Below are 20,277 nucleotides of genomic sequence, written 5' to 3' on the forward strand. Positions count from 1 at the left end.
GATTCCTTTTAAGTACAGCGTAAATTCAACAAGTTGATAAGGATAATTAAAAAGACTGATTCTTTGTCGGAATCAAGATCGCAACTTTTCTAAAAAATGTATCACTTATAATGTTTCCTCCCAGGAAATCACCATTGTCCAAATGGCAACTCGCCTAATCCCTTTTCACCCCCTATCCTGCATGCCTGCATCTATGGGGGGTTTATGGCGCGTTTTCTGTTTTGTAGTTTCGCATTAGTTCTGCTTTATCCGTCTGGTATTGATATGTATCTGGTGGGATTGCCGCACATCGCCCGCGATCTGGGCGCCAGCGAGGCGCAGCTGCACATCGCGTTTTCGGCCTATCTCGCGGGGATGGCGTCGTCGATGGTCTTTGCCGGTAAGATCGCGGATAAAGCAGGCCGTCAGCCCGTCGCGATAACAGGCGCCATCATTTTTGCCCTGGCCTCTCTGCTCTGTTCACAGGCGCAAAGCAGCACCGTGTTCCTGTCCGGACGATTTATCCAGGGCATTGGAGCCGGTGGCTGCTACGTCGTCGCTTTTGCCATTTTACGCGATACTCTCAGCGCCCAGCGCCGCGCTAAGGTGCTGTCGATGCTGAACGGTATTACCTGCATCATCCCGGTGCTGGCCCCGGTCGTGGGATATCTGATCATGCTGAAATTCCCGTGGCAGAGCCTGTTCTGGACCATGGCGGCGATGGGTGCGCTGGTGTTTATCCTGTCCATCGCCGTGCTGAAAGAGACCCACCCGGGCTCGCAGAATACCGGTCATACCCCAACGATTCACCCAGCCGAGAAGCTGCTTAACCGCTTTTTCCTCAGTCGTCTGGCCGTGACCACGTTAAGCGTGGCGGTGATCCTGACCTATGTAAACGTTTCCCCGGTTTTACTGATGGAGACCATGGGCTTCGATCGGGGTGAGTATTCAACGGTGATGGCATTAACCGCCATGGTCAGTATGGCGGTCTCGTTCTCTACCCCGTTTGCGCTAAATGTTTTCAGCCAGCGTGCGTTGATGCTGACCTCACAGGTTTTATTCCTCACGGCTGGCGCGATCCTGGCAACCGCCAGCTCACATGCGGTAATGCTGGCGGGTATTACCCTCATTTGCGCCGGGTTCTCGGTTGGCTTTGGCGTGGCGATGAGTCAGGCACTTGGCCCCTTCTCGCTGCGGGCAGGCGTGGCAAGCTCGGTGCTGGGAATTGCGCAGGTCTGCGGCTCGTCGCTTTGGATTTGGCTGGCAGCGGTCATCGGGCTTAACGCGCTGAATATGCTGATCGGGGTTCTGATTGGCTGTAGCATACTGTGCATCACCTTACTTATGGTCATCCAGCCCGCGGCGCATTATGAAGAAGCCCATCAGCAGTCTCGATCTTAACCTGTTGCTGTGCCTGCAGCTTTTGCTGCAGGAGCGCAGCGTCACCAAAGCGGCGAAGCGGATGAACGTGACGCCGTCGGCGGTGAGTAAATCGCTGGCCAAGCTGCGCGACTGGTTTGACGACCCGCTGTTTGTCAAAACGCCGTTGGGGTTGCTGCCGACCCCGCTGACGGTAAGCCTCGAGCAGGATTTGGCTGACTGGATGCAAATCGGCAACCAGATCCTTGATAAATTTCACCATGATTCGCCGGGCGGGCTAACGTTCGTGCTGGCCGCCGAAACGCCGCTGATGCTGATCCGCTTTAACGCCCTGCTGGAGCAGGTGAACCAGCGCTATCCGCAGGCGACGGTGAAGATGCGTCACTGGGATTACGATTCGCTGGATGCCATAACGCGTGGAGAGGTAGACCTTGGCTTTACCGGCCGAGAAACGCATCCGCGCTCCCGCGAGCTGCTGAAGCTGTTGCCGTGGTTTATCGACTACGAGATCCTGTTCAGCGACCGTCCGTGCGTGTATCTGCGTGAGGATCACCCCGCGCTTCAGGATGAATGGAACCTCGAAACCTTCCTGCGCTATCCGCACATCAGCATCTTCTGGGAACGCAGCGACACCTGGGCACTGGACGAAGTGCTAAAGGAGATGGGTCGGGAAAGAAACATTGCCATGTGCGTGCCGGGCTTTGAGCAGTCGATGTTTATGGCGGCGCAGCCCGGTCACAACTATATCGCCACGGCTCCGTACTATTGTCATCACTACAATGAACTCCACCAGCGGAAGCTGATCGCGCTGCCCATTCCCATCGACGAAGCGCAGGCTGAAAAGCTTACCGTTCCCTTCACGCTGATCTGGCATAAACGGAACAGCCATAATCCGAAAATCCTCTGGCTGCGGGAGACCATCAAGGCGCTCTACGGTGCCAGCGATCCAATTTTTGCCTAAGAAAATGTAAAGTTCGGTCCTAAGGCTTCTCTTACTCCCATTTACTGATTAAAACAGGAGTCAAGTTAAGCGATAATCATGTAACCGTTTAACCGATTACGACCATTATCAAGGAGCGAAAAATGGCTACGCACTTTGCAAGAGGGATACTTACGGAAGGACGTCTCGTATCGGCAAGAATTTCTTCATCCTGTCACAGTGAAGCACTCACTCTCCCGGAGCACCGCAGAACGCGGTTTTTAGCGTCCAGGGCGCTTCTCGCAGAACTGATGTTTATGCTGTACGGCACCAGCGAGCTGCCGGACATCATTACCCAACCCGAAGGCCGCCCGGTCTTTGCCGACCCGGATCTCCCTCGTTTTTCGATTGCCTACGCGGGCAATATCATTGGCGTCGCGCTGACCACCGAAGGGGATTGTGGGCTCGACATGGAACTACAGCGCGCGACGCGCAGCTTCCATGGCGGTAATGCGCATGAAGACTATCCGCTCTCCAGCAATGAGAAGCTGTGGGTACGCAACCAGAACGATCCTGTCGAAGCCAGAGCCCAGCTCATTACCTTGCGCCAGAGCATCCGCAAGCTCTGTGGATGCGCCTCAGACGACGCCAGCCTGCTGCAGCTGCTGCCAGGCTCCGGACGTCTTCGTGCCACTCAGGCCACGCTGGTAGAGGCGCTCAGCGACGCAGAGGATGTGCTCATTTGGTCCATTGCGGTTACCCCCGCCATCGAACGCATGAAAATCTGGGAATTTGACAGTCAACAGGGATGGCGTAGCCTTCCTGATGTGCCCGAGCGCGCCAACGAGCCCGCCGCACGCCTGATGCGTTTAACCAGTTTACCGGCAGAAAAAGCATTCACCCTTAGCTGATCCAATCAGGGTCATCATGATGAAACAGGAGTAATCATGTCTGATACGTTGAAAGTAGTTACGTTACTGGGAAGCCTGCGCAAAGGTTCATTTAACGGGATGGTTGCCCGCACGCTGCCACAGCTGGCACCGGCAGGAATGGAAATTAGCGCCCTGCCGTCTATTGGCGATATTCCGCTGTATGATGCGGATGTCCAGCAGGAAGAGGGGTTCCCGCAGAGCGTTGAGGCGCTGGCAGAGCAGATCCGCCAGGCCGACGGCGTGGTCATCGTCACGCCGGAGTATAACTATTCGGTTCCGGGTGGTCTGAAGAATGCCATCGACTGGCTGTCCCGCTTACCTGAGCAGCCGCTGGCAGGCAAACCGGTGCTGATCCAGACCAGCTCAATGGGCGCCATTGGCGGCGCGCGCTGCCAGTATCATCTGCGCCAGATCCTGGTGTTCCTGGATGCGATGGTCATGAACAAGCCGGAATTTATGGGCGGTGTGATTCAGAACAAAGTCGACCCGCAAACGGGTGAAGTGGTGGATCAGAGCACGCGCGATCATCTGTCTGGCCAGCTGACGGCGTTTGGGGATTATATTAAGCGGGTTAAAGCCTGATAAAAAAGCCCGGTGGCGCTAGCGCTTACCGGGCCTACACTCGTCAGTAGGTCAGGTAAGCGAAGCGCCACCTGACACCACAAACCGCACCTTAGTGCGCGTCAATAAACACAATCTTCAGCACAAACAGCAGCGCCACAACAATCACGCATGGGCTGAGGTCGCGGAAGCGTCCGGTACCGATCTTCATTACGCAGTAAGAGATAAAGCCCAGCGCGATACCTTCGGTAATCGAGAAGCTGAAAGGCATCATCACGGCGGTAATAAACGCCGGCACCGCTTCGGTTAAATCATCCCACTTCACGCGTGACAGGCTGGAGGTCATCAGCACACCCACATAGATCAGCGCGCCGGCTGCCGCATACGGTGGAACCATACCCGCCAGCGGAGAGAGGAAGATCACCAGCAGGAACAGAATACCCACGACCACCGCCGTCAGGCCGGTACGGCCGCCCACGGACACGCCGGAAGAAGATTCAATGTACGCGGTAACGGACGAGGTTCCGATAAAAGCACCGGTCACAGAGGAGACGCTGTCCACAAACAGCGCCTGCTTCATGCGCGGGAATTTGCCTTTTTCATCCGCCAGACCCGCTTTGTCGGTCACGCCAATCAGCGTGCCGGAGGAGTCAAACAGGTTGACCAGCATGAAGGAGAAAATCACGCCCGCCAGGCCCAGGTTCAGGGAGCCCGCCAGATCGACGTGACCAATCACGGTAGAGACGCTCGGCGGCGCGGAGACGATACCGTTATAGTGAACGTCGCCCAGCATCCAGCCCAGCAGGGTGGTGACAACGATAGACACCAGCACCGCCGCGTGAATATTGCGGGAAGCCAGGATCGCGATGATAAAGAAGCCCAGCACGCCCAACAAAACGTTATGAGAGGTCAGGTGACCGATGCTCACCAGCGTATCCGGGTTAGCGACGATAACGCCGGCGTTTTTCAGCCCCATCATACCGATGAACAGACCAATACCGCTGGTGATGCCCACGCGCAGGCTCACGGGAATGTTTGCAATCATCCAGTAACGCACGCGGAAAATGGTCAGCAGCAGCAGGCCAACCGCGCCCCAGAAGATGGCGCCCATGCCAACCTGCCACGGCAGCCCCATCGCCTGAACGACCACGAACGCGAAGAACGCATTCAGGCCCATCGCCGGTGCCAGCGCAACAGGCAGGTTAGCGAACACACCCATCAGAATGCTGCCAAGGGCCGCAATCAGGCAGGTAGTTACAAAGACGGCGCTGGTATCCATGCCAGCAACGCCCAGAATTTGAGGGTTCACAAAAACGATATAGACCATCGTCAGGAAGGTGGTGAAACCAGCGATCACTTCGGTGCGTGCCGTTGTGCCGTGCTCGCGCAGTTTGAAAACGCGCTCAAGCAGACCCTGACCAGATGTCTGGGTAGTGTGTTGTTGACTCATCATCAATTTCCGAACAAGGAGGGAAAATTCGTCGCTATCCTATACCAAAATGCGACAATAGTGGCGGTTATGAGATACTTTTTTCATTGATTTTGCTTATACGGCAACGATTGCGTCTCGTTAAACTGCCGTACGTAAACGTTAAACTTGTTAAAAGGGAAAGGCATGTCCGGAATTGAAGCGGTATTTTTCGACTGCGACGGTACGCTGGTCGACAGTGAGGTCATTTGTTCCCGCGCGTATGTCACTATGTTCCAGAAATTTGGCATTACGCTGGAACTCGAAGAGGTGTTTAAACGCTTTAAGGGCGTGAAGCTCTACGAGATCATCGACATCATTAACCAGGAACACGGTGTGGATCTGGCGAAAGCAGATCTGGAACCGGTGTACCGCGCCGAGGTCGCACGCCTGTTCGACTCCGAGCTGGAGGTTATCTCCGGGGCTAACGCGTTGCTGGATGCGATGACGGTGCCGGTCTGCGTCGTCTCTAACGGCCCGGTCAGCAAAATGCAGCACTCGCTGGGCAAGCTTGAGATGTTGCACCATTTCCCGGAAAAACTGTTCAGCGGCTACGATATCCAGCGCTGGAAGCCAGACCCGGCGCTGATGTTCCATGCGGCAAAAGCGATGAACGTTAACGTAGAGAACTGCATTCTGGTGGATGACTCGTCTGCGGGCGCGCAGTCGGGGATTGATGCGGGGATGGAGGTATTTTACTTCTGCGCCGATCCGCACAACAAGCCGATCGATCATCCGAACGTGACGACCTTTACCGATCTGGCGCAGTTGCCTGAATTGTGGAAGGCACGCGGGTGGAATATTACTCGCTGAGTTTTCCCCTCACCCCGCCCCTCTCCCCAGGGGAGAGGGAGAAAACCGAATTGTCCCCTCTCCCTGTGGGAGAGGGTTAGGGTGAGGGTAAAAATCATTCTTTCGGATCTTTACCCGCCAGCAGCTTGTCCAGCTCGTCGCCGCCCACGTGACGGAAGTCCTGACCTTTCACGAAATAGAAAATATATTCGCAAATGTTCTGGCAGCGGTCGCCGATACGCTCGATGGAGCGCGCGCAGAACAGGGCAGTCAGTACGCTTGGGATCGTACGTGAATCTTCCATCATATAGGTCATCAGCTGACGCACGATGCCTTCATACTCCTGGTCGACCTTCTTGTCTTCACGGTAGATACGCACCGCTTCGTCCAGATCCATACGCGCAAATGCATCCAGCACGTCGTGCAGCATCTGCACGGTGTGGCGGCCCAGCGACTCCAGGCTCACCAGCAGCGGCTGGTGCTGCTGAGAGAACTTCTCCAGCGCGGTGCGGCAGATTTTATCCGCAACGTCACCAATACGCTCCAGCTCGGCGATGGTCTTGATGATCGCCATTACCAGACGCAGGTCGCTCGCCGTCGGCTGACGTTTCGCGATAATGCGCACGCAGGCTTCGTCGATAGCGACTTCCATCATGTTGACGTTTTTGTCGCCTTCAATGACGCGCTTCGCCAGCTCGCTGTCCTGGTTGTGCATTGCCGTAATCGCATCAGAAAGCTGCTGCTCAACCATGCCACCCATGGTCATCACCTGCGTGCGGATGCTTTCCAGCTCTGCGTTGAACTGGCCTGAAATGTGTTTATTAAGATTGAGGTTGTCCATGGTTTCTCCACATGCACTAAGGCAAATCAACCGTAGCGGCCAGTAATATAATCTTCGGTTTGTTTCTTCGCGGGCCTGGTGAACAGCGCGTCCGTATCGCTGAACTCAATCAACTCGCCCAAGTACATAAACGCCGTGTGATCGGAACAACGTGCAGCCTGCTGCATGTTATGGGTCACGATAACCACGGTGTAATCCTGCTTCAGCTCGGTGATCAGCTCTTCAATACGGCCGGTTGAGATCGGGTCCAGCGCTGAACACGGCTCATCCAGCAGCAACACTTCCGGGCGAATAGCAATACCGCGCGCAATGCACAGACGCTGCTGCTGGCCACCGGAGAGAGAGTAACCGCTCTGGTGCAACTTATCTTTGGTTTCGTTCCATAATGCGGCCTTGGTCAAAGCCCACTGCACGCGCTCGTCCATATCGGCACGGGAGAGCTTTTCGAACAGACGAACGCCAAAGGCGATGTTGTCATAAATGGACATCGGGAACGGCGTTGGTTTCTGGAACACCATCCCCACTTTGGCGCGCAGCAGGGCGATATCCTGAGCCTGGGTCAGAATGTTTTCGCCGTCCAGGATGATTTCACCTTCAGCGCGCTGCTCCGGATAGAGCGAATACATTTTGTTAAAGGTACGCAGCAGCGTGGATTTTCCACAGCCGGACGGACCGATAAATGCCGTGACCTGGTTCTTTGCGATATCCAGGTTGATGTTCTTCAGGGCATGGAATTTGCCGTAGTAGAAGTTCAAATCACGAACCTGAATCTTACCCGGGGCAGTATCAACCATACTCATTGACTCATTTCCTCATTCGGCGCCGCGAGCTGCCGCGCCGTAAAAAATTAACCGTGTTTCTTCTTCGCGAAAATGACGCGCGCCAGAATGTTCAGCAACAGTACGCAAAGGGTAATGATCAGCACTCCGGCCCAGGCCAGCTGCTGCCATTCCGCGAATGGGCTCATCGCAAATTTAAAGATCGTCACCGGCAGGTTGGCGATCGGCTGCATCATGTCCGTGCTCCAGAACTGGTTGGAGAGGGACGTAAACAGCAGCGGCGCCGTTTCACCCGCGATACGCGCAACTGCCAGCAGGATACCGGTCATAATCCCGGAGACGGACGCCTTCAGCGTAATCGCAGAGATCATCTTCCATTTCGGCGTACCCAGTGCATAAGCCGCTTCGCGCAGGCTGTCCGGCACCAGTTTCAGCATGTTCTCGGTAGTACGAATAACAATCGGCACCTGCAGCAGCGCCAGTGCAATCACACCCGCCCAGCCGGAGAAGTGTTCCATCTGCGCCACCACCACGGTGTAAACAAACAGACCCACGACGATAGAAGGTGCAGACAGCAGAATGTCGTTGATGAACCGAATCACTTCCGCCAGCCAGGATTTACGACCGTATTCTGCCAGGTAGATGCCCGCCATGATGCCCAGCGGCGTGCCGAAGACCGTCGCCCAGAGGATTAGCAGGCCGCTGCCCGCCAGGGCGTTCGCCAGGCCACCACCCGCCGTGTTCGGCGGCGGCGTCATTTCGGTGAACAGCGACAGTGACATCCCGTCAATCCCGCGAACGACCGTCGAGAAGAGGATCCAGACCAGCCAGAACAGGCCGAATGCCATCGTCGCCATAGAGAGCGACAGGGCAATACGGTTTTTCATGCGGCGTCTGGCCTGCATTTTACGGCGGGATTCCGCCAGTTCAGCGGTAGCTTGCATTTCGAGAGTGGCCATTAGCGTGCTCCCTCATTTTTAGCGAGGCGCATAATCATCAGCTTGGAAATCGCCAGAACAATGAAGGTGATAACGAACAGAATCAGACCCAGCTCCATTAGCGCCGCCACGTGCAGCCCCGATTCCGCTTCCGCAAATTCATTCGCCAGCGCCGAGGTAATACTGTTACCCGGCATGTAGAGCGACGCGCTGTCGAGCTGGTAGGTGTTACCGATGATAAAGGTGACCGCCATGGTTTCACCCAGCGCACGACCTAAGCCCAGCATTACGCCCCCGATCACCCCATTTTTGGTGAACGGAAGGACAATGCGCCAGATAACTTCCCAGGTAGTACAGCCGATGCCGTAGGCCGACTCTTTCATCATCACCGGTGTTTGTTCGAAGACATCGCGCATAACCGCCGCAATGTACGGAATAATCATGATGGCGAGGATCACACCTGCCGCCAGAATGCCGATACCGAAAGCCGGGCCAGAGAACAGGGCACCCACAAACGGAATGGCAGAAAGAACGTTACCGACCGGTTCCTGGAAGTATGTGGCGAACAGCGGAGCAAAGATGAACAGGCCCCACATGCCGTAAACGATACTCGGAATGGCCGCCAGCAGTTCGATGGCAATACCCAGCGGACGTCGCAGCCAGCCCGGCGCCAGCTCCGTCAGGAACAGGGCAATACCAAAGCTCACCGGAACCGCAATCAGCAGGGCGATGAACGAGGTCACCAGCGTGCCGTAAATCGGCACCAGGGCACCGTAGATGTCGTTCGGCGCGTCCCACTCTTTGGTCCACAGGAAGGAAAAACCGAATTTCTGGATGCTCGGCCATGAGGAGAAAATCAGAGACACGATAATGCCGCCCAGCAGCAATAGCACAATCAGCGCAGCCAGTTTAACCAGCGCGCTGAAAATCATGTCACCTTTTTTACCCGGAGGGTTAAATGCAGGCTTGGTTGCAGCCATAAATTACTCTTCTGTTTGAGACGTTTTTACGAATATGCCCGGTGGCGCTGACGCTTACCGGGCCTACAGCTTAAACCGTAGGGCGGGTAAGCGCAGCGCCACCCGCCATCTTCGTTAAATATATCCTGTTAGTACAGCGCTTTACCGCTGCTGTCTTTCACGTTGGTTTTCCATGCAGCGCGAATCTGCTCAACCACGTTGTCCGGCAGGGTAGCGTAATCCAGGGCGTTAGCCTGTTTGCCGCCGTTTTTGTACGCCCAGTCGAAGAACTTCAGCACTTCGGCGCCCTGCTCAGGTTTTTTCTGCTCTTTGTGAACCAGGATGAAGGTGGTAGAGGTGATTGGCCACGCACCTTCGCCTTTCTGGTTAGTCAGATCCTGCGCGAAGGATTTGCTCCAGTCAGCGCCTTTCGCCGCGTTAGCAAAGTTCTCTTCGGTCGGGCTAACCGGTTTGCCGTCGGCTGAAACCAGTTTGGTGTAGGACAGGTTGTTCTGCTTGGCGTACGCATACTCTACGTAACCAATTGAGCCAGGCAGACGCTGTACGAACGCGGCAATACCGTCGTTACCTTTACCGCCCAGACCGGTTGGCCAGTTAACGGTAGAGCCGGAGCCGACTTTAGATTTCCACTCTTCGTTCACTTTTGCCAGGTAGCTGGTGAACACGAAAGAGGTACCGGAACCATCCGCGCGGCGAACCACGGCGATGTTCTGAGAAGGCAGCTTCAGCCCTGGGTTGAGTTTAGCGATCGCTTCGTCATCCCATTTTTTGATTTTGCCCAGGTAGATGTCACCCAGCGTTTTGCCGTCCAGCACCAGCTCACCCGACTTCACGCCCGGCAGGTTGATGGCCAGAACCACACCACCGATCACGGTAGGGAACTGGAACAGGCCTTCCTGAGCCAGTTTGTCATCAGACAGCGGAGCGTCTGATGCGCCGAAATCAACAGTGTTCGCGGTAATTTGTTTAACGCCACCGGAGGAGCCGATACCCTGATAGTTAACCTTATTACCGGTTTCTTTCTGGTAGGTATCTGCCCATTTGGCATACACCGGCGCAGGGAAGGTTGCACCAGCGCCAGTCAGGCTTGCTTCTGCAAATACAGAGAACGCGCTCAGAGATAAGGTCGCGGCGACAACAGTTGCGACAGTGGTACGCATAACTTTCATAATGTCTCCTGCAAGATTTTCGTAAATCGTTGTTTAGTGGCTACGATGAGCAAAATAGGACAAACAGGTGACAGATAAATGTACGAATTATGACAGTTTTATGACAACGTAAATTTCACTTAAAAACCAGCAAAAGAAAGTTTAATTTTCATCGAGTTAGCCGTTTTTATGACAAGACGTTTTCAGAAATATTTTCTTTATGTGACACTGAAAAAAGTAGCTGAAGATGACAAATTGTCATTATTAAAAACGAGAAAGGATTGATTAAAAACAAGCCGGGCAGGATAAAAAAGCTCCACCCGAAGGTGGAGCCTGAAGGGATTATTCTACGGTAACCGATTTCGCCAGGTTACGCGGCTGGTCAACGTCGGTGCCTTTGATCAGCGCCACGTGATAGGCCAGCAGCTGCAGCGGAACGGTGTAGAAGATTGGTGCGATAACCTCTTCCACATGCGGCATCTCAATGATGTGCATGTTGTCGTTGCTGACAAAACCGGCATCTTTGTCGGCGAAGACGTACAGAACACCACCGCGGGCGCGCACTTCTTCGATGTTAGACTTCAGTTTTTCCAGCAGTTCGTTGTTTGGTGCCACAACGATGACCGGCATATCCGCGTCAATCAGCGCCAGCGGGCCGTGTTTCAGCTCGCCTGCCGCATAGGCTTCAGCGTGAATGTAGGAGATCTCTTTCAGCTTCAGCGCGCCTTCCAGCGCAATCGGATACTGATCGCCACGACCCAGGAACAGGGCGTGATGTTTGTCAGAGAAATCTTCCGCCAGCGCTTCAATGCGTTTGTCCTGAGACAGCATCTGCTCAATACGGCTAGGCAGCGCCTGCAGGCCGTGAACGATGTCGTGCTCAACGGAAGCATCGTCGCCTTTCAGACGCGCCAGCTTCGCCACCAGCATCAGCAGAACGGTCAGCTGAGTGGTAAACGCTTTGGTGGAGGCCACACCGATTTCGGTGCCCGCTTTGGTCATCAGCGCCAGATCGGACTCACGCACCAGCGATGAGCCAGGAACGTTACAGATGGCCAGCGAGCCCAGGTAACCCAGCTCTTTAGAGAGACGCAGCGCTGCCAGCGTATCCGCCGTTTCACCAGACTGGGAAAGGGTGATCATCAGGCTGTTACGACGCACCGCGGATTTGCGATAGCGGAATTCAGACGCGATTTCCACATCGCACGGCACGCCCGCCAGGGATTCAAACCAGTAGCGAGAGACCATACCGGAGTTGTAGGAGGTGCCGCAGGCCACGATCTGAATATGCTCGACCTTGCCGAGCAGTTCGTTCGCGTTTGCGCCCAGCTCGCTCAGATCCACTTCACCGTGGCTGATGCGCCCGGTCAGCGTGTTTTTGATGGCGTTTGGCTGCTCGTAAATCTCTTTCTGCATGTAGTGACGGTAAGCGCCTTTGTCGCCCGCGTCGTACTGCAGATTCGATTCAATTTCCTGACGTTTCACCTGCTCGCCTTTGGTATCGAAGACGGTCACGCTGCGACGGGTCACTTCCGCGATATCACCCTCTTCGAGGAAGATAAAGCGACGGGTAACCGGCAGGAGCGCCAGCTGGTCAGAAGCGATGAAGTTTTCGCCCATGCCCAGACCGATAACCATCGGGCTGCCGGAACGCGCGGCCAGCAGCGTGGACGGGTCGCGGGAATCCATGATTACCGTACCGTACGCACCGCGCAGCTGAGGGATAGCACGCAGCACCGCATCACGCAGCGTGCCGCCCTGCTCCAGCTCCCAGTGCACCAGGTGAGCAATCACTTCGGTGTCAGTTTCAGAGACGAAGGTGTAGCCGCGCGCTTTCAGTTCTTCGCGCAGCGGTTCGTGGTTTTCGATAATGCCGTTGTGCACGACCACGATGTGTTCAGACACATGCGGGTGCGCGTTACCTTCAGACGGTTCGCCGTGCGTCGCCCAGCGGGTGTGCGCAATACCGGTCCCACCGTGCAGCGGATGTTCTTCCGCGGCCTGGGCCAGCATCTGCACTTTACCGAGACGACGCAGACGGGTCATATGACCTTCTGCATCGACAACAGCCAGACCGGCAGAGTCGTAACCACGGTATTCCAGACGACGTAAACCTTCGAGAAGGATTTCAGCAATATCACGCTGCGCAACTGCGCCAACAATTCCACACATAATTTTAGATTCCGAATTTAGGCATTATGCCTGCGTTGTCGCTGACCTGTATTTGCCCTTTCCGGGCACCCCGAGCCTTGTAGAGAGTGGGGTTATTTTTATGGGTACTGCTTGTGGGGGGAGATATATATTTATCTCCTCTCCCGGGTTTGCCTGATGACGGCTACGCCTTATCAGGCCTACTCAATCGTAGGGCGGGTAAGCGTAGCGCCACCCGCCTTGTTGTTACTTTTTCTTCACCGGGCGTTTCCAGCCCTGCTTGCTGACCTGCGGAACGCGGCTTAACACCAGCTCGTTCTCGGCCACATCGCGCGTAACGGTTGTTCCGGCGGCAATGGTCACCCCGTTACCCACGGTAACAGGCGCCACCAGCTGCGTATCGGAGCCAACGAACACGTCGTCACCGATGATGGTTTTAAACTTATTCGCGCCGTCATAGTTACAGGTAATAGTCCCTGCACCAATATTCACGTTATTGCCAATTTCCGCGTCGCCCAGGTAGGTCAGATGACCGGCTTTCGAGCCTTTACCCAGACGCGCTTTTTTCATTTCCACGAAGTTACCCACGTGAGCGCCTTCCAGCAGCTCAGCGCCCGGGCGCAGACGCGCAAACGGGCCGATGGTACAGGCGGCATCCAGACGGGCATCTTCCACCACGCTGTACGGGCTGATTTCGCAGTCGTCACCGATGACGCTGTTTTTAATCACGCAGCCGGCGCCAATTTTGACGCGATTGCCCAGCGTGACGTGACCTTCGATGATAACGTTTGTATCAATTTCAACGTCACGACCGTGAGATAACGAACCACGCAGATCGAAACGCGCCGGATCACGCAGCATAACGCCCGCCAGCAGCAGTTTTTCGGCCTGCTCGGACTGATAAATACGCTCAAGACGGGAAAGCTGCAGGCGGTTGTTCACGCCGTCCGTTTCGCTGATGCGCGCCGGATGAACGGCGGCAATTTCACGCCCTTCGTGGTACGCCATCGCAATGATGTCGGTGATGTAGTATTCACCCTGCGCGTTGTTGTTGTCGAGTCTGGACAGCCAGCGCTTCATATCCGCGCCGTTGGCAATCAGGATACCGGTGTTGATCTCCTGAATCTGGCGCTGTTCGTCGCTGGCATCTTTATGCTCAACAATACCCGTGACGTTGCCGTTTTCACGGGTGATGCGGCCATAACCGGTTGGATCGTCCAGCACGACGGTCAACAAACCGATGCCGCCCTGCGGTTTGGCTTCACGCAGGCGAGTCAGGGTTTCAACGGAGATCAGCGGGACATCGCCGTAGAGCATCAAAATGTCTTCGTCATCTGCAAAGAAAGGCGCTGCCTGCTGCATCGCATGGCCTGTGCCCAGCTGTTCGGCCTGAAGCACCCAGTTGAGCTTGTCATCGCTCAGCTTCTTTTTAAGCAGATCGCCGCCGTGGCCGTAGACCAGGTGGACCTGACCGGCACCCAGCTCGTTCGCTGCATCAATGACATGCTGCACCATTGGCTTTCCTGCAAGCGTGTGGAGCACCTTAGGCAGATCGGAATACATGCGGGTCCCTTTGCCAGCGGCAAGGATCACCACGCTCATCGCACTGTTTGACATACGCATCCTGACGGTAGTTTGAGTGTGAAGTAAAAACGTTTGATGCTTAAAATTCTACATCTTTTTCATCATGAATTAAGGCCGAAAAAAAAAGCCAGCCTGGTATCCAGACTGGCTTTTGTGCTTTTCAAGCCGGTGTTACATCGCTTTTTTGGTCAACTCGATAACGCGCAGTTTCGCGATCGCTTTGGCCAGCTCCGCAGACGCCTGAGCGTAATCCACGTCACCATGAGAGCTGCTAATGTGCTCTTCAGCCTTACGCTTCGATTCCAGGGCTCGCGCTTCGTCGAGATCCTGTCCACGGATAGCGGTATCGGCCAGAACGGTCACACTGCCAGGCTGCACTTCAAGAATGCCGCCGGACAGATAGATAAACTCTTCGTGACCGAACTGTTTAACGATGCGGATCATACCAGGCTTAATGGCGGTGAGCAGCGGTGCGTGACCCGGGAAAATACCCAGTTCACCTTCACTACCCGTTACCTGGATTTTCTCGACCAGACCAGAGAACATTTGTTGCTCTGCGCTGACGACGTCCAGGTGGTAAGTCATTGCCATATCACCCTCCGATTAAGGCGTTAAAGTTTTTTGGCTTTTTCCACGGCTTCGTCGATGGAACCAACCATGTAGAACGCCTGCTCCGGCAGGTGATCGTATTCGCCTTCCATGATGCCTTTAAAGCCACGGATGGTGTCTTTCAGGGAAACGTATTTACCCGGAGAACCGGTGAATACTTCCGCAACGAAGAACGGCTGGGACAGGAAGCGCTGGATCTTACGCGCACGTGCTACCACCAGTTTGTCTTCTTCAGACAGTTCATCCATACCCAGGATGGCGATGATGTCTTTCAGTTCCTGGTAACGCTGCAGCAGGGACTGTACGCCACGCGCGGTGTCGTAGTGTTCCTGACCCACAACCAGTGGATCCAGCTGACGGCTGGTGGAGTCCAGCGGGTCAACGGCCGGGTAGATACCCAGAGACGCGATCTGACGGCTCAGTACCACGGTTGCATCTAAGTGCGCAAAGGTGGTTGCTGGAGATGGGTCAGTCAAGTCATCCGCAGGTACGTATACCGCCTGAACGGAGGTGATAGAACCGGTTTTGGTAGAGGTGATACGTTCCTGAAGAACACCCATCTCTTCCGCCAGCGTAGGCTGATAACCTACCGCTGAAGGCATACGACCCAGCAGTGCAGATACTTCCGTACCGGCCAGGGTGTAACGATAGATGTTATCAACGAACAGCAGAACGTCACGGCCTTCGTCACGGAACTTCTCAGCCATAGTCAGACCGGTCAGCGCAACGCGCAGACGGTTTCCTGGTGGCTCGTTCATCTGGCCGTAAACCAGGGAAACTTTGTCCAGAACGTTGGAGTCGGTCATTTCGTGGTAGAAGTCGTTACCCTCACGAGTACGTTCACCTACGCCCGCAAACACGGAGTAACCGGAGTGCTCGATCGCGATGTTACGGATCAGCTCCATCATGTTTACAGTTTTACCAACACCCGCACCACCGAACAGACCGACTTTACCGCCCTTCGCGAACGGACACATCAGGTCGATAACTTTGATACCGGTTTCCAGCAGTTCCTGAGAGCTGGACAGCTCTTCGTAGGAAGGTGCCGCGCGGTGGATAGCCCAACGCTCTTCTTCACCGATGTCGCCTTTCATGTCGATTGGCTGACCCAATACGTTCATGATACGACCCAGTGTTGCTTTACCTACCGGGACTTCGATCGGGTGCTCAAGGTCTTTGACTTCCAGACCACGACGCAGACCGTCGGAAGAACCCATCGCGATGGTACGCACGATACCGCCGCCGAGCTGCTGCTGAACTTCCAGCACCAGGCTCTCGTTACCATTCTGTACCTCAAGCGCGTCGTACACGCGTGGTACGGCGTCCTGAGGGAACTCGACGTCCACCACGGCGCCGATTACCTGGACAATCTTTCCAGTAGCCATCTTGAATCCTCTACGTAATTCGTAAACCTGGTTAAACCGCGGCGGCCCCCGAGACGATCTCGGTGAGTTCCTGAGTAATGCTGGCCTGACGAGCTTTGTTGTAAACCAACTGCAGCTCTTTAATCAGGCTGCCGCCATTATCGGTCGCGGCTTTCATCGCCACCATTCGTGCGGCCTGCTCGCTGGCCAGGTTTTCTACAACGCCCTGATAAACCTGAGATTCAACGTAACGACGCAGCAGGGTATCCAGCAGCGGTTTCGGATCGGGTTCATACAGGTAATCCCAGGCTTTTTGCTTCAGCTCGTCATCTTCTGATGCCGGTAACGGCAGCATCTGAGTGAGCGTTGGAACCTGAGACATGGTGTTAATGAATTTGTTGCTGACAACGTACAGTCTGTCCAGACGGCCTTCATCATAGGCCTGCAACATCACTTTAACCGGGCCGATCAGTTCGGACAGGGACGGGTTATCACCCATACCGGTCACCTGAGCGACAATGTTGGCACCAACGGAGTTAAAGAAAGAGACGCCTTTAGAGCCGATCATTGCGATATCGCACTGAACGCCTTTTTCAGACCATGCTTTCATATCCGCCAGCAGTTTTTTGAACAGGTTAATGTTCAAGCCGCCACACAGACCACGGTCGGTCGACACCACCAGGTAGCCCACGCGCTTAACGTCGCGTTCTTCCAGGTAAGGGTGCTTATATTCCAGATTACCGTTTGCAAGGTGACCAATCACTTTGCGCATGGTTTCTGCATAAGGACGGCTGGCCGCCATGCGATCCTGCGATTTACGCATTTTGGAAGCGGCGACCATCTCCATCGCTTTAGTGATCTTTTGCGTGTTCTGGACGCTTGCGATCTTACTACGTATCTCTTTTGCGCCGGCCATGAGCTTCTCCTCAATGCCAGGCGGCTTGTCCTGAGACAAGCCGCCGGACGATTACCAGGATTGGGTTGCTTTGAAGGAATCGAGGATAGCTTTCAGCTTGCCTTCGATTTCGTCGTTATAGCCACCGGTCTGGTTGATCTCTTGCATCAGCGGAGCGTGATCACGGTCGACGTAAGCCAGCAGAGCGGCTTCGAAGCTACCGATTTTCGCCAGTTCCACATCTTCGAGGTAACCGCGTTCAGCCGCGAACAGTACCAGGCCCTGCTGAGCAACAGACATTGGTGCGTACTGTTTCTGCTTCAGCAGCTCGGTCACTTTCTGACCGTGGCTCAGCTGTTTACGAGTTGCTTCGTCCAGATCGGATGCGAACTGAGAGAACGCAGCCAGTTCACGATACTGTGCCAGCGCGGTACGGATACCACCGGACAGTTTCTTGATGATCTTGGTCTGAGCAGCACCACCAACACGGGATACGGAGATACCCGGGTTAACCGCCGGACGAATACCGGAGTTAAACAGGTTGGTTTCCAGGAAGATCTGACCATCGGTAATGGAGATTACGTTGGTCGGAACGAACGCAGAAACGTCACCCGCCTGGGTTTCAATGATCGGCAGAGCGGTCAGAGAGCCCGTTTTACCCTTCACTTCACCTTTGGTGAAGTTCTCGACGTATTCCGCGTTAACGCGGGAAGCACGCTCCAGCAGACGAGAGTGGAGGTAGAATACGTCGCCAGGGAACGCTTCACGTCCAGGTGGACGACGGAGCAGCAGGGAAACCTGACGATAAGCAACAGCCTGTTTAGACAGGTCATCGTATACGATCAGCGCATCTTCACCGCGGTCACGGAAGTATTCGCCCATTGCGCAACCGGCGTATGGCGCCAGGTATTGCAGTGCAGCGGATTCAGACGCGGTTGCTACCACAACGATGGTGTTAGACAGCGCGCCGTGCTCTTCCAGTTTACGAACCACGTTAGAAATGGTGGACGCTTTCTGGCCGATGGCCACGTACACACATTTGATACCGGAGTCACGCTGGTTGATGATGGCGTCGATAGCCATCGCGGTTTTACCGGTCTGACGGTCACCGATGATCAGTTCACGCTGACCACGACCGATTGGGATCATGGCATCAACGGACTTATAACCTGTCTGAACAGGCTGATCTACGGACTGACGATCGATAACGCCTGGTGCGATAACTTCGATTGGAGAGAAGCCATCGTGCTCAACCGGACCTTTACCGTCGATTGGCGCACCCAGGGTGTTAACAACGCGACCCAGCAGGCCACGGCCAACCGGCACTTCCAGAATACGGCCAGTACACTTAACCTTCATGCCTTCGGCGAGGTCAGCGTATGGACCCATCACAACTGCACCTACGGAGTCGCGCTCCAGGTTCAGTGCGATAGCGTAACGGTTACCCGGCAGGGAAATCATCTCACCCTGCATACAATCGGCCAGGCCGTGGATGCGGATAACACCGTCACTTACAGAAACAATAGTACCTTCGTTGTGAGCTTCACTCACAACACTGAACTGAGCAATGCGCTGCTTGATCAGTTCGCTGATTTCGGTGGAATTCAGTTGCATGCTCCAGTCCCCTTAAGACTGCAAGACGTCTGCAAGGCGTTCAAGACGGCCGCGTACGCTGCCATCAATGACCATATCACCCGAACGGATGATTACGCCTGCCATTACAGACTTATCGATTTTGCAATTCAGCTTAACTTTGCGTGACAGACGTTTTTCCATCGCGGCGGTGATTTTCGCAAGCTGTTCATTACTCAGTTCAGTCGCAGAAGTCACTTCGACTTCAGCGGTTGCTTCACTAAGGGCACGTAAGTGCTCAAACTGCTCGAGAACATCCGGGAGCACACGGAGACGACCATTTTCTGCCATCACCTTAATCAGGTTCTGGCCGTTGGCATCCAGTTGCTCTCCGCACACGGCGATAAACGACGCGGCGAGAGTTTCAGGTGCTAACGCACCGGAAAGCAACTCAGCCATTTGTTCGTTTTTCGTCACCTCAGCGGCAAACGCCAGCATATCCTGCCAGCGATCGACATTTTGGTGTTCGACAGCAAAGTCAAAAGCTGCTTTGGCGTAGGGGCGAGCTACCGTAACAAATTCAGACATCAGCCCCTCCCTCCTTACAGTTCAGCGACAAGTTTGTCCACGATGTCGCTGTTAGCAGCTTCATCCACGGAACGTTCGATGATCTTCTCGGCGCCAGCAACAGCCAGAATCGCAACCTGCTTACGCAGTTCTTCACGAGCACGTTTACGCTCAGCATCAATTTCTGCCTGAGCCTGTGTCACGATCTTAGTACGTTCCTGTTCTGCTTCAGCTTTGGCTTCGTCCAGGATCTGAGAACGGCGTTTGTTAGCCTGTTCAATGATTACCTGAGCTTCAGCTTTCGCTTTTTTCAGCTGGTCTGTCGCGTTGGCCTGTGCAAGGTCCAAATCTTTCTTAGCGCGTTCTGCGGAAGCCAGACCGTCAGCAATTTCTTTCTGACGTTTTTCGATGGCAGCCATTAAAGGCGGCCATACATACTTCATGCAGAACCAGACAAAGAGAATAAACGCGATGGCCTGGCCGAGGATTGTTGCGTTCATGTTCACAGCACAATACCTCTTTAATTTCTGTGGCTTAGGGTTTTAAAACTACTACTACGCGACAGCAAACATCACGTACAGACCCAGACCTACAGCGATCATTGGGATAGCATCCACCAGACCCATAACGATAAAGAACTGAGTACGCAGCAGAGGAATCAGATCAGGTTGACGCGCTGCGCCTTCCAGGAATTTGCCCCCGAGGATGCCGATACCGATCGCAGCACCGATAGCCGCCAGACCCATCATCACAGCGGCAGCCATGTACAGCAGATCCATATTCAGGTTTTCCATGACAGTCTCCAGTTTGTTTCAATT

General features: G+C 54.7%; 20 protein-coding genes. 5 read left to right on the forward strand and 15 right to left on the reverse strand.

All coding sequences use genetic code 11. The features are described 5' to 3' along the window. The first annotated feature begins 204 nt into the window (after positions 1 to 204). The 4 genes from P346_RS03865 (at position 205) to P346_RS03850 (ending at position 3,792) form a co-directional block, all read left to right on the forward strand. Positions 205 to 1,380 (forward strand): MFS transporter, encoded by a 1,176-nt coding sequence (locus tag P346_RS03865; protein ID WP_032662076.1) that lies wholly within the window; start codon positions 205 to 207, stop codon positions 1,378 to 1,380. Then, a complete protein-coding gene (gene yidZ / locus P346_RS03860; RefSeq protein WP_032662078.1) occupies positions 1,349 to 2,320 on the forward strand; it encodes an HTH-type transcriptional regulator YidZ in 972 nt (323 codons plus the stop codon). Before P346_RS03865 ends, yidZ begins: the two co-directional genes overlap by 32 nt. Positions 2,321 to 2,442: 122 nt before the next feature. Beyond that, a complete protein-coding gene (locus P346_RS03855) occupies positions 2,443 to 3,189 on the forward strand; it encodes a 4'-phosphopantetheinyl transferase family protein (protein ID WP_032662080.1) in 747 nt (248 codons plus the stop codon). 36 nt (positions 3,190 to 3,225) lie between these two features. After that, positions 3,226 to 3,792, forward strand: a complete 567-nt coding sequence (locus P346_RS03850; protein ID WP_023309798.1) for an NADPH-dependent FMN reductase — start codon at positions 3,226 to 3,228, stop codon at positions 3,790 to 3,792. Between the two features lie 91 nt (positions 3,793 to 3,883). Here the strand turns inward: P346_RS03850 and adeP are convergent, their stop codons facing one another. Further along, on the reverse strand, positions 3,884 to 5,221 hold the full coding sequence (gene adeP, locus P346_RS03845; RefSeq protein ID WP_147429993.1) for an adenine permease AdeP: 1,338 nt from the start codon (positions 5,219 to 5,221) through the stop codon (positions 3,884 to 3,886). A 165-nt stretch (positions 5,222 to 5,386) separates the two neighbouring features. Between adeP and yieH the strand changes: the two genes are divergently transcribed. Then, positions 5,387 to 6,052, forward strand: coding sequence for a 6-phosphogluconate phosphatase (gene yieH / locus P346_RS03840; RefSeq protein ID WP_032662084.1), 666 nt, complete (start codon positions 5,387 to 5,389; stop codon positions 6,050 to 6,052). 94 nt (positions 6,053 to 6,146) lie between these two features. On the opposite strand, the gene phoU is transcribed toward yieH, so the two are convergent. The 14 genes from phoU to atpE form a co-directional block, all read right to left on the reverse strand. After that, complete coding sequence (gene phoU, locus P346_RS03835) at positions 6,147 to 6,872, reverse strand: phosphate signaling complex protein PhoU (protein ID WP_008500182.1); 726 nt, start codon at positions 6,870 to 6,872, stop codon at positions 6,147 to 6,149. A gap of 26 nt (positions 6,873 to 6,898) precedes the next feature. After that, positions 6,899 to 7,672, reverse strand: coding sequence for a phosphate ABC transporter ATP-binding protein PstB (pstB, locus tag P346_RS03830; RefSeq protein ID WP_010426574.1), 774 nt, complete (start codon positions 7,670 to 7,672; stop codon positions 6,899 to 6,901). Positions 7,673 to 7,719: 47 nt separating this feature from the next. Next, a complete protein-coding gene (gene pstA / locus P346_RS03825) occupies positions 7,720 to 8,610 on the reverse strand; it encodes a phosphate ABC transporter permease PstA (protein ID WP_023309794.1) in 891 nt (296 codons plus the stop codon). Further along, positions 8,610 to 9,569 (reverse strand): phosphate ABC transporter permease PstC, encoded by a 960-nt coding sequence (gene pstC / locus P346_RS03820; protein WP_023309793.1) that lies wholly within the window; start codon positions 9,567 to 9,569, stop codon positions 8,610 to 8,612. The genes pstA and pstC overlap by 1 nt, the downstream gene beginning before the upstream one ends. Before the next feature lie 128 nt (positions 9,570 to 9,697). Further along, complete coding sequence (gene pstS, locus P346_RS03815; protein WP_008500186.1) at positions 9,698 to 10,738, reverse strand: phosphate ABC transporter substrate-binding protein PstS; 1,041 nt, start codon at positions 10,736 to 10,738, stop codon at positions 9,698 to 9,700. A gap of 321 nt (positions 10,739 to 11,059) precedes the next feature. Then, positions 11,060 to 12,889, reverse strand: a complete 1,830-nt coding sequence (gene glmS / locus P346_RS03810) for a glutamine--fructose-6-phosphate transaminase (isomerizing) (RefSeq protein WP_032662086.1) — start codon at positions 12,887 to 12,889, stop codon at positions 11,060 to 11,062. A 225-nt stretch (positions 12,890 to 13,114) separates the two neighbouring features. Then, complete coding sequence (glmU, locus tag P346_RS03805) at positions 13,115 to 14,485, reverse strand: bifunctional UDP-N-acetylglucosamine diphosphorylase/glucosamine-1-phosphate N-acetyltransferase GlmU (RefSeq protein WP_032662087.1); 1,371 nt, start codon at positions 14,483 to 14,485, stop codon at positions 13,115 to 13,117. Between the two features lie 138 nt (positions 14,486 to 14,623). Then, a complete protein-coding gene (locus P346_RS03800; RefSeq protein ID WP_006177560.1) occupies positions 14,624 to 15,043 on the reverse strand; it encodes a F0F1 ATP synthase subunit epsilon in 420 nt (139 codons plus the stop codon). A gap of 20 nt (positions 15,044 to 15,063) precedes the next feature. Further along, entirely contained in the window at positions 15,064 to 16,446 is a 1,383-nt protein-coding gene (atpD, locus tag P346_RS03795; RefSeq protein ID WP_006177559.1) for a F0F1 ATP synthase subunit beta, read from the reverse strand. 31 nt (positions 16,447 to 16,477) lie between these two features. Continuing rightward, positions 16,478 to 17,341, reverse strand: a complete 864-nt coding sequence (gene atpG / locus P346_RS03790; protein ID WP_032662088.1) for a F0F1 ATP synthase subunit gamma — start codon at positions 17,339 to 17,341, stop codon at positions 16,478 to 16,480. Positions 17,342 to 17,392: 51 nt separating this feature from the next. Further along, positions 17,393 to 18,934, reverse strand: coding sequence for a F0F1 ATP synthase subunit alpha (gene atpA / locus P346_RS03785; protein WP_006808751.1), 1,542 nt, complete (start codon positions 18,932 to 18,934; stop codon positions 17,393 to 17,395). 12 nt (positions 18,935 to 18,946) lie between these two features. Beyond that, on the reverse strand, positions 18,947 to 19,480 hold the full coding sequence (gene atpH / locus P346_RS03780; protein WP_023309790.1) for a F0F1 ATP synthase subunit delta: 534 nt from the start codon (positions 19,478 to 19,480) through the stop codon (positions 18,947 to 18,949). A 14-nt stretch (positions 19,481 to 19,494) separates the two neighbouring features. Further along, positions 19,495 to 19,965, reverse strand: a complete 471-nt coding sequence (atpF, locus tag P346_RS03775) for a F0F1 ATP synthase subunit B (RefSeq protein WP_014072436.1) — start codon at positions 19,963 to 19,965, stop codon at positions 19,495 to 19,497. A 48-nt stretch (positions 19,966 to 20,013) separates the two neighbouring features. Continuing rightward, a complete protein-coding gene (atpE, locus tag P346_RS03770) occupies positions 20,014 to 20,253 on the reverse strand; it encodes a F0F1 ATP synthase subunit C (RefSeq protein WP_000429386.1) in 240 nt (79 codons plus the stop codon). Between the last annotated feature and the right edge of the window lie 24 nt (positions 20,254 to 20,277).

This window comes from Enterobacter sp. DC1 (genome assembly GCF_000568075.1).
GTDB lineage: Bacteria > Pseudomonadota > Gammaproteobacteria > Enterobacterales > Enterobacteriaceae > Enterobacter > Enterobacter asburiae.